Annotated in this window: 15 protein-coding genes, 1 tRNA gene and 1 other RNA gene; 9 read left to right on the top strand and 8 right to left on the bottom strand. The window is 71.3% G+C overall.

What is annotated here, in order from left to right; all coding sequences use genetic code 11:
* Nucleotides 1-8: 8 nt before the first annotated feature.
* The 3 genes from AB0J52_RS09005 to AB0J52_RS08995 all read right to left on the bottom strand — a co-directional run bounded on the left by AB0J52_RS09005 (nucleotide 9) and on the right by AB0J52_RS08995 (nucleotide 2,652).
* Nucleotides 9-1,283 carry an aspartate kinase gene (locus AB0J52_RS09005; protein WP_500181021.1) on the bottom strand — a complete coding sequence of 425 codons (1,275 nt, stop codon included), beginning with the start codon at nucleotides 1,281-1,283 and terminating at the stop codon, nucleotides 9-11.
* An 85-nt stretch (nucleotides 1,284-1,368) separates the two neighbouring features.
* Entirely contained in the window at nucleotides 1,369-2,007 is a 639-nt protein-coding gene (locus tag AB0J52_RS09000; protein ID WP_500181019.1) for a class I SAM-dependent methyltransferase, read from the bottom strand.
* 144 nt (nucleotides 2,008-2,151) lie between these two features.
* Nucleotides 2,152-2,652, bottom strand: coding sequence for a hypothetical protein (locus AB0J52_RS08995; protein WP_500181018.1), 501 nt, complete (start codon nucleotides 2,650-2,652; stop codon nucleotides 2,152-2,154).
* A gap of 170 nt (nucleotides 2,653-2,822) precedes the next feature.
* On the opposite strand from AB0J52_RS08995, the gene AB0J52_RS08990 reads away from it, so the two are divergent.
* Nucleotides 2,823-3,164 (top strand): DUF5713 family protein, encoded by a 342-nt coding sequence (locus AB0J52_RS08990; protein ID WP_500181017.1) that lies wholly within the window; start codon nucleotides 2,823-2,825, stop codon nucleotides 3,162-3,164.
* A 125-nt stretch (nucleotides 3,165-3,289) separates the two neighbouring features.
* On the opposite strand, the gene AB0J52_RS08985 is transcribed toward AB0J52_RS08990, so the two are convergent.
* From AB0J52_RS08985 to ffs, 5 genes are all read right to left on the bottom strand, one after another.
* Nucleotides 3,290-3,838: a DUF5063 domain-containing protein gene (locus tag AB0J52_RS08985; protein WP_500181016.1), complete on the bottom strand. Its 549-nt coding sequence runs from the start codon at nucleotides 3,836-3,838 to the stop codon at nucleotides 3,290-3,292.
* Entirely contained in the window at nucleotides 3,831-4,430 is a 600-nt protein-coding gene (recR, locus tag AB0J52_RS08980; protein WP_500181015.1) for a recombination mediator RecR, read from the bottom strand. The genes AB0J52_RS08985 and recR overlap by 8 nt, the downstream gene beginning before the upstream one ends.
* 267 nt (nucleotides 4,431-4,697) lie before the next feature.
* Entirely contained in the window at nucleotides 4,698-5,138 is a 441-nt protein-coding gene (locus AB0J52_RS08975) for a YbaB/EbfC family nucleoid-associated protein (protein WP_500181014.1), read from the bottom strand.
* A gap of 393 nt (nucleotides 5,139-5,531) precedes the next feature.
* Entirely contained in the window at nucleotides 5,532-8,042 is a 2,511-nt protein-coding gene (locus AB0J52_RS08970) for a DNA polymerase III subunit gamma and tau (protein ID WP_500181013.1), read from the bottom strand.
* A 39-nt stretch (nucleotides 8,043-8,081) separates the two neighbouring features.
* An RNA gene (gene ffs / locus AB0J52_RS08965) (signal recognition particle sRNA small type) lies at nucleotides 8,082-8,177 on the bottom strand.
* Between the two features lie 70 nt (nucleotides 8,178-8,247).
* Here ffs and AB0J52_RS08960 point away from each other — a divergent pair.
* The 8 genes from AB0J52_RS08960 to AB0J52_RS08925 all read left to right on the top strand — a co-directional run bounded on the left by AB0J52_RS08960 (nucleotide 8,248) and on the right by AB0J52_RS08925 (nucleotide 14,255).
* Nucleotides 8,248-8,598 carry a DUF952 domain-containing protein gene (locus tag AB0J52_RS08960; protein WP_500181012.1) on the top strand — a complete coding sequence of 117 codons (351 nt, stop codon included), beginning with the start codon at nucleotides 8,248-8,250 and terminating at the stop codon, nucleotides 8,596-8,598.
* Nucleotides 8,599-8,608: 10 nt separating this feature from the next.
* Nucleotides 8,609-8,696 (top strand) — tRNA-Ser (locus tag AB0J52_RS08955).
* A 204-nt stretch (nucleotides 8,697-8,900) separates the two neighbouring features.
* The gene (locus AB0J52_RS08950; RefSeq protein WP_500181011.1) at nucleotides 8,901-9,956 is read left to right on the top strand and encodes a M4 family metallopeptidase; all 1,056 of its coding nucleotides are present in this window, start codon (nucleotides 8,901-8,903) and stop codon (nucleotides 9,954-9,956) included.
* A 142-nt stretch (nucleotides 9,957-10,098) separates the two neighbouring features.
* Nucleotides 10,099-10,422: an EF-hand domain-containing protein gene (locus AB0J52_RS08945; protein ID WP_500181010.1), complete on the top strand. Its 324-nt coding sequence runs from the start codon at nucleotides 10,099-10,101 to the stop codon at nucleotides 10,420-10,422.
* Between the two features lie 242 nt (nucleotides 10,423-10,664).
* Nucleotides 10,665-11,936, top strand: coding sequence for an MFS transporter (locus tag AB0J52_RS08940; protein WP_500181009.1), 1,272 nt, complete (start codon nucleotides 10,665-10,667; stop codon nucleotides 11,934-11,936).
* Between the two features lie 107 nt (nucleotides 11,937-12,043).
* A complete protein-coding gene (locus AB0J52_RS08935; RefSeq protein WP_500181008.1) occupies nucleotides 12,044-12,709 on the top strand; it encodes a GntR family transcriptional regulator in 666 nt (221 codons plus the stop codon).
* Nucleotides 12,710-12,839: 130 nt separating this feature from the next.
* Complete coding sequence (gene ypfJ, locus AB0J52_RS08930) at nucleotides 12,840-13,727, top strand: KPN_02809 family neutral zinc metallopeptidase (RefSeq protein WP_500181007.1); 888 nt, start codon at nucleotides 12,840-12,842, stop codon at nucleotides 13,725-13,727.
* 210 nt (nucleotides 13,728-13,937) lie between these two features.
* Nucleotides 13,938-14,255 carry a type II toxin-antitoxin system VapB family antitoxin gene (locus AB0J52_RS08925; protein WP_500181006.1) on the top strand — a complete coding sequence of 106 codons (318 nt, stop codon included), beginning with the start codon at nucleotides 13,938-13,940 and terminating at the stop codon, nucleotides 14,253-14,255.
* The last annotated feature ends 261 nt before the right edge of the window (nucleotides 14,256-14,516 follow it).

Raw genomic sequence — 14,516 nt, 5'->3', positions numbered from 1 at the left:
GGCGCGGGTCAGCGGCCGGTGCCGCCGTAGACGACCGCCTCGATCTGCTCGGAGTCGAGGTCGAACGCGCGGTGCGCGGCGGCGACGGCGGTGTCCACGTCGTCCTGCGCGACCACGACCGAGATCCGGATCTCCGAGGTGGAGATCATCTCGATGTTGACGCCCGCGTCGGCGATCGCGCCGAAGAACTTGGCGGTGACGCCCGGGTGGGAGCGCATGCCCGCGCCGATCAGCGAGACCTTGCCGATCCGGTCGTCGAACCGCAGCGACTCGAACCCGATCCGGTCCTTCAGCTTGTTCAGCGCGGTCAGCGCGGCCTGGCCGTCGGTCACCGGCAGCGTGAACGAGATGTCGGTGCGCCCGGTGGACGCCGCGGACACGTTCTGCACGATCATGTCGATGTTGATCTCGGCCTCGGACAGCGCCGAGAAGATGGAGGCCGCCTCGCCGACCTTGTCCGGCACCCCCACCACGGTGATCTTGGCCTCGCTCCGGTCGTGCGCGACGCCGGAGATGATCGCCTGCTCCATCTCGTGCCCTTCGATCTCGCTGCTGTCGACGACCCAGGTGCCCACCTTCGTGGAGAAGGACGAGCGGACGTGGATCGGCATGTTGTAACGGCGCGCGTACTCCACGCAGCGCAGGTGCAGGATCTTGGCCCCGGAGGCGGCCATCTCCAGCATCTCCTCGTAGGAGATGCGCGGGATGCGCTGCGCGGCCGGGACGATCCGCGGGTCGGCGGTGAACACGCCGTCCACGTCGGTGTAGATCTCGCAGACGTCGGCGTCGAGCGCCGCGGCGAGCGCGACGGCGGTGGTGTCCGAGCCGCCGCGGCCGAGCGTGGTGATGTCCTTGGTGCCCTGCGACACGCCCTGGAAGCCGGCGACGATGCAGATCGAGCCCTCGGTCAGCGCGTCCTGGATCCGGCCCGGCGTGACGTCGATGATCTTCGCCCGGCCGTGCGAGCCGTCGGTGATCACACCCGCCTGCGAGCCGGTGAACGAGCGGGCCTCGTGGCCCAGGTTGGAGATCGCCATGGCGAGCAGCGCCATCGAGATGCGCTCGCCGGCGGTGAGCAGCATGTCCAGCTCGCGCCCGGGGGGCAGCGGCGACACCTGCTTCGCCTTGTCGATCAGGTCGTCGGTCGTGTCTCCCATCGCGGACACCACGACGACGACGTCGTTGCCCGCCTTCCGGGTGGCCACGATCCGCTGGGCCACCGCCTTGATGCGCTCGGCATCGGCGACGGAGGAGCCACCGTACTTCTGCACGACAAGGGCCACGGGCGCCGCTCCTCGGGTTCGGGATCAGGGGCTTGCCCGAGAGAGTCTACCGAGGCCGGGAGATGTCATTACGACCAGGTAACTGTCAGGGTGAGATGACCCGTCCGGAATCTGAGACGCCCTCGCCGCCGGGCTTGTGCCAGACGATGCTGTAGCGCCACAGGAGGTGCCGCCGGAACTCGGCGCCGGGGAGCAGTTCGGCGGTCAGCGCCGCCATCTCCCGATAGGTGACCGGCGGCGGCCACACCATCGGGGACGGATGCTCCCAGTACCCCTTCCACACGCGGTAGACAGGGCCCGCCGCCGTCGCGGCCGCGACGCGCGGCAGGTCCCTGAGCAGTTCGTGCCGCGCGAGGCCGACGACGGCCAGCACCCCTCCGGGCCGGACCAGGTCCCGCATCCGGGTGAGGCCGGTGGCGGCGTCCATGTGGTGCAGGGTCGCCACGGACGCCACGACGTCGAACGAGCCGTCCTCAAGACGATGGTCGAGGAAGTCGCCGAGGACGTACTCGATGTCGTCCGGGCCGGGGTGCTCGCGGGCCTGGTCGATGCCGACCTCGTCGCGGTCGATGCCCGTGACGGCCGGGACCGTCCGGCGGAGGGCGCGGGCCAGCATCCCCTCCCCGCAGCCCACGTCGAGCGCGCTCCGCGCCCCTTCCGGGACGGCCCGGAGGATGATCGGGTGGTAGTGGATGTTGTGGTTCCACCGTCCGTCACGCTTCACGTGGCCCCCTGGGACGTACCGGCATCGTCTCTCCGAGCCTGCCAGAGAAGGCACGTCCGCGAGCTCGGCCGCGGCCTCCTCGAGAATGCCGTCGGCCCGGCAGGGCGTCCGCCCGCCGGGCCGTCAGGTGGCCGATCGAGAAGGTCAGGCGGCGGCGACGGAGGCAGGAGCGAACTGGGCGCCGGACGCAGCGGGGGTGGCGGTTCCGGTGCTGTCACCGGTTCCGGTTCCGGTGCTGTCACCGGTTCCGGTGAGGCCGAGGGCGCGGAAGGTGACGCGCTGGTCGAACCAGAGCAGGCCCATGGTGATCGCGGCCATCGCCAGGCCGAGCGCCAGGTGCGTCGGGGCGCTGGTGACCTGCGCGCCGACCGCGCCGAGCACCACGTGCACACCGATCCGCAGCCCGATCAGCGCGAAGAAGATCTTCCGGGTCCGGGTGTTCTTCAGCATCGCCTTGATGAGCCGCTTGCGCCGCCGCAGGACGGTCAGCCCGACCACCATGTTGACCGCGCCGAGCACCGCCAGCACCATCCACGCGCCGTCCCAGGCCTTCAGCAGGTCGTAGACCGCGCCCATCGCGCCCTCGAAGGCGAAGAACCAGATCGGGAGGGGCTTGATGTCGTTCTGCTCGAGGGTCTCGCTCATGTCCTGCTCCAGGGTCCGTGTCCGCGTCCTGCCGACCTCTGAATCCTGTCGCGGCGGGCCCGTCCGGCGGCAGAACCATCCCTCCGGTCCTCGGCAGTACAAATGTCACATGCGTCCCGGGGACGGCGGTCCCGGACGTTCTGTCGGTGGCGTCCGGCAGTATCGCGCCCGTGAGAATCACCAACGCTCGGGTGGTCGAGCACACCTTCCTGGACGGGATGCTCGGCGACGGCTACTACCCCGATCACCTGGTCGCGAAGGGCCAGGCGATCCTGCGGCGGCTGTGCGCCCGCATCGAGGCCGACCGTCCCGGCGACCTGGACGCGCTCTACGCCCTCACACACGCCGCGACCGAGCGGTTCAACGAGCTCCAGGACGAGTTCTTCGAGGCCGGCAGCGAGATCGAGACCGTGGCCCGCGACGCCATCGCGACCGACTTCTTCTTCGTGGCCGACGCCTACGGCTTCAAGGACGCCGACATCGAAGAGCTCGTCGCCACCCGCGACTGGTAGCGGCCAGGCCGGGTCGGACGGCCCGTCTAGCGCTAGGGGGAGGAAGCGCGAGTCCCGGCGGCTTCCATGGCGGATGCCGCCGGGACTCGCGGTCCGGCTGAGCCGGTGCTGACCGGCCGAGGGGGTCAGACGGCCGCGGGGGCCTCTTCGGAGACGTCCAGGCGGGCGTTCGCGACGACCGCGTGCAGGGCGCGGAGGGCGGCTCCGGCGTGGTTGCCCCAGTGGTTGAAATAGGAGTACTGCCACCACCAGAGCGCCTCCAGTGGACGTCCCTGCTGGTAGTGGCGCAGGCCGTGGACGAGGTCGCTGGCGACGTCGACCAGGTCGTCCGACAGGCGGTAGGAGGTGGGTTCGGTGTCCTTGTACGGGTCGAAGACCTCGACGTACTCGTCCACCGAGAGAAGCCGTTCGCCGAGGCCCTGCCGGACCTGGTCGAGGTCCGGGTCGTCGCCGACCTCGGGCTCCCAGTTGTCCGGGAGGATCACGTCCGCGCTCGCGCCGAGCTGGGCGCCCGCCAGGATGACCTGGGAGACCTCCAGCAGCAGCATGGGGACGGTGTGCGTCCCGGCCTCGCCGCGGGCGACGGCCTCCAGCCCGCTCAGGTAGTTCTCCACGTGGCAGGCCACGCGTTCGGCCAGGGTGTTCCAGTCCTGTGGGCTGTTTGAGTCAGACATCGAGCAGCCTCCGTCCTTCGAATGCGCGGCCCAGCGTGACCTCGTCCGCGTACTCCAGGTCGCCGCCCACCGGAAGGCCGCTGGCCAGGCGGGTGACGGTGAGGCCCATGGGCTTCACGAGCCGCGCGAGGTAGGTTGCGGTGGCCTCCCCCTCCAGGTTGGGGTCGGTCGCCAGGATCAGTTCCGTCACCGTCCCGTCCGCGAGACGCTGCATCAGTTCGCGGATCCGCAGGTCCTCGGGGCCGACGCCCTCGATGGGGCTGATCGCCCCGCCGAGCACGTGGTACCGGCCGCGGAACTCGCGGGTCTTCTCGATCGCGACCACGTCCTTGGACTCCTCGACGACGCAGATCACCTGCGGGTCGCGGCGCGGGTCACGGCAGATGCGGCACTCCTCCTCCTCGGCCACGTTGCCGCACGTCTTGCAGAAGCGGACCTTGTCCTTGACCTCCTTGAGCGCCCGGGAGAGGCGCTCGACGTCGACCGGGTCCGCGGCGAGGAGGTGGAAGGCGATCCGCTGCGCGCTCTTGGGGCCGACGCCGGGCAGACGGCCCAGCTCGTCGATGAGATTCTGGACGACCCCTTCGTACAACGGTCGCGTCCTTCCTGGTGGTGGCGGTTGCGGGAGGCGGGTGGGCGGGGTGCGGGCGGGTCGCCCGCCCGGAGAGTGGACTTCCGGTTCCGCTCGGGCCTCGGCTTGGTCTTCGGGCTTGCCGTTCGTTCTTCGGCTTGCTGTGCGCTTGCGGGCCTGTCGTCCGGCTCGGCCTCCGAGCCCGGCCCCGGTTGGCTTCGGGATCCGGCTCCGGCTCGGGTTCCGACGCCGCGTCCGGACGACCCGGGCCCTCCGAGGGTAAGGCGTTCAGCCGGGAGTACCGGGCGTCCGGTGCCCGCCGCCCTCGCCGGGACCGCCGGGGTCACCGGGGCTGGGGAAGCCGGGCAGGCCAGGGAAGTCGCCTTCGCCGCCCATGCCGGGGATGCCGCCGGGCAGTCCCTCGGCGAGCGGGCTCATCTTCTGCTGCTGGAGGTCCTGGGCCGCGCGGCCGGCGTCCCGGATCGCGGCGAGGACCAGGTCGGCGACGGTCTCGGCGGTGTCCGCCGGGTCGTCGGCGTCGATCGCCTTCGGGTCGATGGTGAGGCCGATGACCTCGCCCTGGCCGTTCACCGTGGCCGTGACCAGCCCGCCGCCCGCCGTGCCGGTGACCTCGGCGTCGGCGAGTTCCTGCTGGGCGTCGAGGAGCTGCTGCTGCATGCGCTGTGCCTGCTGCAGCAGATCCTGGATGTTGAATCCACCGGGTTCCACGGTGAGCTCCGTTCCGTCGCATCACTCAACCGGGCGGGGGCCGCACATGGCCCGTCCGTCCGGCACCGGACGTTTGTCTACCTGAGACTACGGGTTTGAAACCGGATGCGGTATTCACCGCCCCGGCGCCCCGGTCCCGAGGGCACATCCGCCTTTCGCGGCATACGCGCCGCCGGTCGTTCGTCCTGCGCGCGTGGCTCGCTCACCCGCGCGGCGTCGGACGTCCGGCGCGACCGACCGGCTTGCGCCGCTCGCGGGAGCCCGGACGTCTCGGGCGGCGGCGCGGCCTCGGAGCTCAGCGGACGCGCCGTCACGACGTCAGGTGAACGCGCCCGTCGCGACGCCTTCAGGTGACGCGGCCGTCACGACGTCAGGTGACGCGGCGTCGCGACGTCAGGTGTTGTCGATCTCGCGGATGATCTGGCCGCCCAGCTCGCGCTGGATCAGCGCCATCCCGCCGGCTTCGGCCTCCGTGCCGTCGTAGTCGGCGTCGCCTTCCGGGTCGACGACGTCGATGTCGTCCGGCGGGCCGGGCTCGGACGGGGGCGGAGGCTCGTCCGGAGGCGGCGGGAGCGGGCCGGGGTCGTGCGCGGACGCTCCGCCGAAGCCGCGCCCACCACCGGCGGAACCGCCGCCGTTACCGCCGTTGTTCGGAGCGGATGTCCGGCCGGGCTGTCCCGTCTGGCCGGAGCCGGACGATCCGGGGGCCTGCTGGGAAGGCTGAGCGGGCGCCGGAACCGACGGGCTCTGCGGAGGCCCGGAGGGCCGGGGGCCTTGGGCGGGCGGCGGAGCCGGAGTGGACGCGCCAGCGAATCCGGCGGCCGGAACGCCACCGCCACCACCGCCGCCACCGAAGCCTCCGGCGGAACCGGGACGTCCGCCGCCGTTGGCCGGAGCGCCCGCCCCGCCGAGGACGGCCTCGATGCGCCAGTCGACGCCCAGCCGCTCCCGGAGCACCTCGCGCAGGACGGTGTCGCGGTTGCCCGCGGTGAAGTTCTTGAGCGCCCCCTCCGCCTCGAAGGCGAGGGTGAGCTGGTTCCCGACCAGCCCGACCGGCCGGACCCCGTTCATGATCGAGACCCAGGCGACGCGACTCTTGAACTTCACCGCGTCGACGATCTCGGGCCAGCGCTGCTGCACCATCGACACGTCGCCGCCGCCTTGGCCTGCGGCGGCGGCCGGAGCGGACTGGGCAGGGGCGGCACCGTAAGAGCTCGCCGCGCCGGAAGCGCCTCCAGACGCGGCCGCCCCGCGCGGAGCAGAACCCCCGGACGCGGAACCGGCGGAACCGGACCCACCGCCCACGGCACCACCCGAGGCAGGACCGGCCGACGCGGACCCAACGGAAACAGAGCCGACAGACTCGGACCGCGCGGAGGCGGCACCGGCGGTAGCCGGGGAACCGGCAGAAGACGCGGAGCCGGTAGAAGACGCGGAGCCGGTAGAAGACGCGGAGCCGGTAGAAGACGCGGAGCCGGTAGAAGACGCGGAGCCGCCAGGGGAACCGGTGCCAGTAGAGGAGGAGGAACCGGCGGAGGACGCGGCCGCGGGGCCGCTCGTCCCGCGGTTATCCACAGAACCGCGTTCGCCTTCCGACGCTCCTGTGGGGCGTTGGACACTGGAAGTGGGGTCGCCCCCCTGGGCGGGCGGGGGTTGCTGGGGGGCGTAGGACCGGCCACCCGCGCCGCTGACCCCACCCGCGCCGCCGGGCACTCCACCGGGCCCGGCACCGAACCCGCCACCGGAAGCCGCCGTCCGCTCAAGCCGGTCGAGCCGCGCCATCAGGGACGTCTCGTCCCCGTACGCGGCCGGCAGCAGGATCCGCGCCGCGATCAGTTCGAGCAGCAGCCGGGGCGAGGTCGCCCCGCGCATCTCCGTCAACCCGGTGTGCAGCAGGTCGGCGGCCCGCGTGAGCTCGGCGGGGCCGAGCGACGACGCCTGCCGCCGCATGTGCTCCAGCTCGTCCGGCGGGACGTTCAGCAGCCCCGATCCGCCGGCCTCGGGAACGTTCGACAGGATCACCAGGTCCCGGACGCGTTCCAGCAGGTCGGCGGTGAACCGCCGGGGGTCCTGCCCGCTCTCGACGACCCGGTCGATCGCCGCGAAGACGGCCCCGCCGTCCCGTGCCGCGAACGCGGCGATGACCTCGTCCAGGAGCGCCGAGTCGGTGTACCCGAGCAGCGACACCGCGCGCGTGTAGGTGATGCCCTTCTCGTCCGACCCGGCGAGCAGCTGGTCGAGGATCGACAGGGTGTCCCGCGCGGATCCGGCTCCGGCCCGGACCGCGAGCGGCAGCGCGGCGGTCTCGTACGGGACGTCCTCGGACTTCAGGATCTCCTCGACGAGCTCCTGGAGCGTCCCGGGCGGGATGAGCCGGAACGGGTAGTGGTGCGTCCGCGACCGGATCGTCCCGATGACCTTCTCGGGCTCGGTCGTCGCGAAGACGAACTTCAGGTGCGGAGGGGGCTCCTCGACGAGCTTCAGCAGCGCGTTGAAGCCCTCCCGGGTGACCATGTGCGCCTCGTCGATGATGTACACCTTGAAGCGCGCGGACACCGGCGCGAAGAACGCGCGTTCGCGCAGGTCACGGGCGTCGTCGACACCACCGTGGGACGCGGCGTCGATCTCGATGACGTCGATGTGCCCGGAGCCGGTGGGGCCGAGCGCCACGCACGAGTCGCAGACGCCGCACGGGTCGGGCGTGGGGCCCTGCTCGCAGTTCAGCGACCGCGCCAGGATGCGGGCGGACGAGGTCTTGCCGCAGCCGCGCGGCCCGCTGAAGAGGTACGCGTGGTTGATGCGCCCGTTGCGCAACGCCTGCTGCAACGGTTCGGCGACGTGTTCCTGCCCCTTGAGCTCGGCGAACGTCGCTGGACGGTACTTGCGGTACAGAGCCAGGCTCATCGGGGGCCGCCCTCCCTCGCGCAGCAGAGCGTCAGAAGCGAAAAGGACCCCCCGCACACCCGCCAGAGCCTGCTTATCCTTGCTGCCTTCCGGCCCTGGGGAGGTTCACAGGGTGACGCCGTGCGAGGGGTCTGCCCAGAGTCTATGACATCCCCGGCGCCGCTCGCGCCTCCTCCGGACACCACCCGACGTAAGCTCCGCCTCTATGACCGACCTCACCCCCTCCTCACCACCCGAAACCGTCCTGCACATCGCCGAACGCCGCCATTGGGAATCGGCCCGCGCCACCGGCGCGCCGTACGCCATGTCCACCCTCGGCCGGACGCTGGACGAGGAGGGCTTCATCCACTGCTCCTCCGACCTCGACCAGGTCAGGGGCGTCCTGGCGGCCTTCTACGAGGACGTCCCCGCGGCTGACCTGGTCCTCCTGACGATCTCCACGGCGGGCCTGGACGTCCGTCTGGAACCCGCCGACGGCCGCCTGTTCCCGCACGTCTACGGCCCCATCCCGCCGGCGGCCGTAATAGATGTCCGAGCAGTCCCCCGAACCCGGTAAGCTTGCCCACGGAGGATTCGCCTAGTGGCCTAGGGCGCACGCTTGGAAAGCGTGTTGGGGGCAACCCCTCACGAGTTCAAATCTCGTATCCTCCGCCAGCCTCTAGCAGGCTAAACGCGATGAGGGCGGCACCCACGGGTGCCGCCCTCTTTGCTTTGGGTCCCGTTTCGGGGGCTCAGACCCTCCAGGGCGACCTCCACAGACCGGATTCAGGACCCCTCTACCCAAAGGCCCCGCGGTAGGACATGATCCCCCGACGGACCGGCCCGACCGGCCGGTCCCTCGGCCCGCCTGGAGGAGCCTTGACCCGTCCCATCCGTGCACCACGCGCCGCGCTGGCCACCGCCGCCGCGCTCGTCACCGCGTCCGGTCTCGCCGCCACTCCCGCCCTCGCCGCGCCTCCGGCGGCCCCCGGGACCGGCACCGGCCAGATCTTCATGGTCAACCCGGTCCAGTCCTCGGGCGACGAGAGCCTGACGGACGGCAAGAACGCCGCGTCGGCCGTCCCCGCCTCCGCGTACACCACGGTCGCGCTGCGGAACCTGGACGGCAGCGGCAACCTCTCCGGGCGCTGGGCCGTCATCCGCTCGGAGACCGGCGCGCCCGCGTACTCGGCCACCGGCGACTTCCGGTACACCCGTGACGCCGACCAGTTCGAGCAGGTCATGGCGTACTTCTGGGTGAACGAGGCGCAGGAGTACCTGCAGTCGCTCGGCTTCGGCTCGGAGTTCCCCGGAGCCAACGACAAGCAGCAGAACGTCCGGATCAACCAGTGGGGTTCGGACAACTCGTTCTTCACCGACAAGAAGCACGAGATCCGCTTCGGCAAGGGCGGGGTGGACGACGCCGAGGACGCCGAGGTGGTCGTCCACGAGTACGGGCACGCCGTGCACGAGGCGCAGGTGCCGGGGTTCGGCGCCTCCGAGGAGGCCGGCGCGATCGGCGAGGCGTGGGGCGACTACCTGGGCGTCGAGGTGGGCCTGGCCGCCGACGCCCGGTACGGCTGGCCGCGTCTGACCCCCGAGCCGTGCGTGGCCGACTGGGACTCGACCGGCTACACCTCGACCGTCCCGCACTGCCTGCGCCGCCTGGACACGGGCAAGGTGTACGGCGACAAGGTCGGTGAGGTGCACGCCGACGGCGAGATCTGGTCCAACGCGCTGTGGGACATCCGGAAGGCGCTCGGCGCGCGCGTCGCCGACCGGATCATCGTCAACGCCCAGTTCTCCTTCGCGCCGGACACCGGCTTCAGCGCCGCCGCGAAGACCACGGTGGCGACGGCCCGCAGCATGTACGGCGACAAGGCGGCCGAGGCCGTGCGGCAGGCCTTCGCGGCCCGTCAGATCCCGGGCCTCTGACCAACGCCGGACGCGAGCTGAGCCGCCCGCGGATCGGTTTTCCCGATTGAGGAGGGCGGCACCGATCGGTGCCGCCCTCAACGTTCGGGATGCGTACCCTCGACGAGTTCTGATCACTGCGGCGATCCGAGAAGAGGCAGACATGGCGGACGAAGAGACCCTCAACGGCGGCGGCGCATCGCCCGACGGCGGTACCGAGTCCCCCGCCCCGTCGGGCGTTACGTCTCTGCGCCAGCAGGCGGAGGCGACCTTCAAGGCGCTCGACACCGACGGGGACGGTTCCGTCACCAGGGATGAGCTGCGGGCGTCCTACAAGAGCTTCGGCTTGGACCTTCCCGAGGCGGCCCTGGATCACCTGATGAGCGCCGACGCGGACGGCGACGGACGGGTCGACCTCGACGAGTGGCTGCGGTCCGTCGAGCAGGTTTCCCAGCCCGCCGACTCGGGAGCCTCGGCGCTCGACTGACCGAGCGGCCGCCGCGCGTTCAGCGCTGGACGGCAGAACTGCACGTTGGGGGCGGCATCCATAGGGTGCCGCCCCTAACTCTGTCGTGGCCGTTTCCGGCAACCGCACCCGCGCACCCCGGCGCCCTCTCCGCAGGCCAGAAGCGGTTTGGCGCGCACAAGCGACCCCGACTCACCCGTCTTGTATACAAGTCGCATATTCTAAGGATCCAAGTAGCCCCGGAACGAGAGATCCCCGCCGCGATGTCCGGAATCGACGAACCGCGCCCCGCCGCGTCCGCCTGGCGGCCCGTCGCCGCCGCGATGTTCTGCTGCGGATGGGCGGGCAACCAGTTCACGCCGCTGCTGGTCATGTACCGGCGGTTGGGCGGTTACTCGCCCCTCACCGTCGACGCGATGCTCGGCGCGTACGTCCTCGGCCTGGTGCCCGGCCTCCTGATCGGCGGCCCGGCCTCCGACCGCTATGGCCGCAGGCCGCTGATGCTCATGGGGACGGCCCTGTCCGCCGTCGCGTGCGCGGTGCTCGCCGCGGGCCCGCTGGGCGTAGGGCCGATCTTCCTGGGGCGGATGCTGACCGGGGTGGCGGTCGGCGTGGCGATGGCCGTGGGGACGAGCTGGGTGAAGGAACTCTCCGGCGCACCCTTCGATCCAGGGGCGTCGCCTGGCGCGGGCGCGCGACGGGCCTCCCTGGCGCTCACGGCCGGATTCGGGATGGGCGCCGGTGTCGCGGGCGTGCTCGCCCAGTGGGCGCCGTGGCCCATGGTGCTTCCCTACCTTCCGCCCATCGCCCTCTCGCTCGGGGTGCTGACGCTGTTGCCGAAGGTCCCGCAACTGCCCCCCGGCCGTATCGAAGGGCCGCTCTGGCGGGATCTTCGTGTCCTGGCCGCCGGTCACCGGCGGTTCGTCCGGGTGGTCCTCCCTACGGCTCCGTGGATTTTCGGTGCCGCGGGCATCGCCTACGCCATCACCCCTCAGCTGGAAGCCGATCGGATGGGCACCTGGCAGCTCGTCTACGCGACCGTGCTGACCGTGGTCACGCTGGGGACGGGGGTGGCCGTGCAGCCCATCGCCAAGCGGCTCGACTCGATTTCGACGGCGCGAGGGGCGATGGCGTCCCTCGGCCTCGTCGGCGTCGGAACGCTCATGTGCGCGCTCAACGCCGGCCCCCGCTCCCCCTGGGGAGGACTGGCCGTGGCGATCATCCTGGGTGCGGGCTACAGCATCGGGCTCGTCAGCGGGCTTCTGGAGATCCAGCGCATCGCCACCGGCAAGGACCTGGCAGGCCTCACCGGAGTGTTCTACGCGCTCACCTACACCGGTTTCCTTCTGCCCGCCCTGCTGGCGTTCCTCTCGGCCGCCCTCTCGTACACCGTGCTTCTACTGCTGGTGGCGGTCGTCGTGTTCGCCTGCCTGAGTGTCGTGGCCGTCAATTCGCGCCGCTATCTCCCGAGGGACGCGTTCGCGGCCGTCCCGGCGAGCGCGCCGCACCTGGACCGAGCCGACGCGCAGGCATGAGCCAGGCCCCGCCGAACGCCGGACGACATGCCAAAGCGACGCGCGCTCCCGTCCCGGTGGCGTCCCGGACGCTGAAAGCAGAGCGCGTTCTGCGGGACGATGACGATATGACCATGCGCACCCCCGCCGCCGAACGCGCGTACGCGCACGTGAGGCGACGCCTGCTGGACGGCACGCATCCCGGTGGCACGCTGCTGTCCGAGGGCGCGCTGGCCGAACAACTGGACATCTCCAGGACGCCCGTCCGTGAGGCTCTCCACAGGCTCGAAGCCGAGGGGTTCCTTCGGCTCTACCCGAAGCGCGGATGGCTGGTCGTTCCCGTCACCCTGGCGGAAGGCCGGGAGACCATGGAGGCCCGGCTGCTTCTGGAGCTCTTCGCGTTGGACCGCGTGGCCTCCATGGGGCCGGACAGGCTCCGGGAACTGGGACACGCGCTCGCCCCGGACGCCGACCCCAGCCGTCCCGTCCGTGACGACGACTTCGTGGACATGGGCGCGTCCTTCCACAACCGGCTCCTGGCGGCGGCGGGGAACTCCGTCGTCCAGGACATGTACGCGCGGCTGTGGAACAAGCAGCTCCGGCTCACGGCGGGCTCCGTCGCCGACCCGGACAACGCCGCGGAGGATGTCGAGGAGCACGGTCAGATCGCCGCCGCGCTCCGGGACGGCGACGCCCCCCGGGCGCGCCGGCTGCTCCAGGAGCACGCGGGCGGCATCCTCCGCCGCCTAGGGCTCGGCGGCCAGGACATCCGCCTCCCGCCCGCCGCGAACTGACCGGCGTTCACATCCTGCCTGGTCAGCCGACCGCCGACGAAGTTATCCACAACTTGGCGCGGTCTGTGCGAGCCTTTTGGTGTCCATGTCACCCTGGTGTGAGCGGGAGGGCTCCGGGAAAAGGATCGGGATGGACTTCAGAGACGACGCCGAACTCGACGCCTCACAAGTGGAGGACGCGCGTGGCGGCGGTGGCGGTGGGATGCCGGGCGGCATGGTCATCGGCGGCGGCGCGGTCGGCGTCGTCGTGACGATCGTCGCGCTGGTGTTCGGACTCGACCTGACGGGCGGCTCGGGGTCCGGGTCGCACCAGACCGGCGGGCAGGGGCAGATCGGCTCCGGCTCGAACCTTGCGGCCAAGTGCCGTACCGGCGCGGACGCCGACCAGTCCGCGGACTGCCGCATCGTCGGCACGGTCAACAGCGTCCAGAAGTACTGGTCGCAGCGGTTCGCGGCCGACGGCAACCGCTACTCGCCGGCCAGGACGCGGCTGTTCAGCGGCGCCACCCAGACCGGCTGCGGCCACGCCACCTCCCAGGTCGGCCCGTTCTACTGCCCCGCCGACCGCCGCGTCTACCTCGACCTGACCTTCTTCGACGACCTCCAGCGCGACTTCGGCGCCAAGGGCGGCCCGTTCGCGCAGGCGTACGTGGTCGGCCACGAGTACGGCCACCACATCCAGAACCTGCTCGGCACGATGGGCAAGGTCAAGGCGAACGCCAAGGGCGCCACGAGCGGCTCCGTCCGCCTCGAACTCCAGGCCGACTGCTTCGCCGGCACGTGGGCCAAGCACGCCGTGTCCACGGGCTTCCTGACGCGGCTCACCGAGAACGACATCAACGAGGCCCTGGACGCCGCCGGAGCCGTCGGCGACGACCGCATCCAGGAGCGGGCACAGGGCCGCGTCGATCCGGACGGCTTCACCCACGGCACCGCCGCCCAGCGCCAGAAATGGTTCTCGACCGGCTACCGGACAGGAGACCCCGGCCAGTGCGACACCTTCTCCGGCTCCATCTGAGCCGCCCCACACCACCCCGAGGACACTCGTGACCACACCGCGCCACCACCCCGGCCGTCCCCGGCCGTGGCCGGAGACATCCGCCACAGCCTCGGCCGGAACCGGATCCCCCGACGCCTTCTCCCGCCCGCGCCCGTGCCGTTCCGTCACCGGCCGGCCCCTGACGGCGCCCGAACCGTCCGCGGTCCCCGAGACCGTAGACTCAAAACCGTGATCTTCAAGGCGGTCGGCGACGGAAAGCCCTATCCCGAGCACGGCCTGTCCTCCCGGGACTGGGCCAAGATCCCGCCACGCCAGGTCCGGCTCGACCAGTTGATCAGCACCAAGCGCGAACTCGACCTCCGGTCCCTCCTCGCCAAGGACTCCACCTTCTACGGCGACCTGTTCCCCCACGTCGTCCAGTGGAAGGGCGAGCTCTACCTGGAGGACGGCCTGCACCGAGCCCTCCGCGCCGCCCTGCAGCAACGCCTCGTCCTGCACGCCCGACTCCTGGACCTCGACGCCGTGGACATGGGCAGTACTAGTTAAGTTTCGGCCCACTGCGCTCGCCTAACGGCTCGCTGTGTTGTCACAGTCCCGGCCCACTGCGCTCGCCTGGCGGCTCGCTGCGTTGATCGCAGTCCCGGCCCACTGCGCTCGCCTGGCGGCTCGCTGCGTGACCGTGCCTGGGCGAACGCGGCATCGCTTCGCGATCTGCCCGGTTGCGCTCGCCTTCGGCTTCGCTCCACCGTGCAGGTAACGCGTTCGCGCGCGTGGCTGAGGTCGCTTCGAGACCGGCTCTAGCCGATG

This window comes from Spirillospora sp. NPDC049652 (assembly GCF_040675125.1).
Taxonomy (GTDB): Bacteria; Actinomycetota; Actinomycetes; order Streptosporangiales; family Streptosporangiaceae; genus Spirillospora.
The sequence above is the reverse complement of the archived record's forward strand: the minus strand, read 5'-3'. Positions and strand labels throughout refer to the sequence as shown.